Origin of the sequence: Kitasatospora sp. NPDC093558 (assembly GCF_040683475.1) — a bacterium.
Classification (GTDB): domain Bacteria; phylum Actinomycetota; class Actinomycetes; order Streptomycetales; family Streptomycetaceae; genus Kitasatospora.
In genome coordinates, this window is the sequence record NZ_JBFBDY010001223.1 from 1 (window position 1) to 1,315 (window position 1,315).

The following is a 1,315-nucleotide window of genomic DNA, read 5'->3' on the forward strand; positions in this document are numbered from 1 at the left end:
CGCCAGGCCGTCACCAACGAACGCGTCCGGAACGCCCCCGAGCTGCAGGACATCGTCGCCATCTCGGTAGGCGTCAACGTCATGCTGGCCGAGACCGCCCGCGCCGCGGCCACCGCCGACCCGGCCCGCGCCGAGGAGACGCTCGGGCGGATCGAGGACCTCGGCCGCGGCGCCATGGCGGAACTCCGGCGCCTACTACGGCTGCTGCGCACCGCCGACGCCCCCGTCGAGGACGGCATCCGGCGCAGGGGACTCGCGGACCTCCCCCCGCTGCTGGACGACGTCCGCCGCGCCGGGGTGCTGATCGACCTGGAGGTGCACGGGACGCCGACGCACCTGGACGAGAGCGTCGACCTGACCGCCTACCGGCTGGTGCAGGAGGCCGTCACCAACATCACCAAGCACGCAGGACCGGGCAGCCACGCGGCGGTCAGCATCACCTGGACCGACGTCCTGCGCCTGGACGTGGTCGACGACGGCGCCGGCCATCGCACCGCCACCCGCCGCGAGCTCTCCACCGGCCACGGCCTGCTCGGCCTCGCCGAACGCATCGCCCTGTTCGGCGGCGAACTGTCCGCCACCCCGTACCGCTCGGGCTTCCGGGTGAGCGCGACCCTGCCGCTCACCCCGGCGCCGGTGAGCCCGGAACCGGCGGGTTAGGCCGGACCCGCCGAGGCCGGACCCGGCCGGGTAGGGCGGACCCGACCCGCCCTCAGACCGCCAGGAACGGCGCCACGGCGGCGATGAACTCCGCCGGGCGGGTGGCGTGGACGAGGTGGCCGGCGTCGATGGTGACCGTGCGGCAGTCCGGGATGAGGGCGGCCACGTCGGCGATCCGCTCCTGCGAGACGTGGCTCGTCGGGCCGCCCGCCACGACGAGGGTCGGGGCGGTGATCCGCCGCATGCCCTCGCGCCAGGCCGGGTCCGGGCTGTCCACCTGGGCCTTGAGCGGGCGCACGACCGCCCAGTCGAAGTCCACCGGCTCCTGCGGCCCGTCCGGCACGGCGCTCGCCGGGCGCGGGAACGGCGGCGGGATCTCCTCCAGCACCAGACGGCCGATCCGCCCGGGGTGCGCCTGGGCGAGCAGGTAGGCGACGGCGCCGCCCATCGAGTGCCCGACGAGGTCGACCCGGTCGAGCCCGAGCACGTCGAGGACGGCGAGGACGTCGTCGCGCATGGCCTCCAGGCTGTAGCCGGCGGTGCGTCCGCTGTCGCCGTGCCCGCGCAGGTCGAGCGCGTACACGCGCTGCCCCGGCGCGAGCGCGGGCAGGACGCCGTCCCAGTCCGAGGCCCGCTCGCCGAGGGCGTGCAGCAG

Annotated in this window: 2 protein-coding genes; one reads left to right on the forward strand and one right to left on the reverse strand. The window is 76.0% G+C overall.

What is annotated here, in order from left to right; translation table 11 throughout:
• A partial coding sequence (locus AB0O00_RS39905) for an ATP-binding protein (protein WP_363659565.1) occupies window positions 1–660 on the forward strand: 660 nt, incomplete at its 5' end.
• A gap of 52 nt (window positions 661–712) precedes the next feature.
• Here AB0O00_RS39905 and AB0O00_RS39910 read toward each other — a convergent pair.
• Window positions 713–1,315 (reverse strand): alpha/beta fold hydrolase (locus AB0O00_RS39910; RefSeq protein WP_363659566.1); only part of this gene is annotated, 603 nt, incomplete at its 5' end.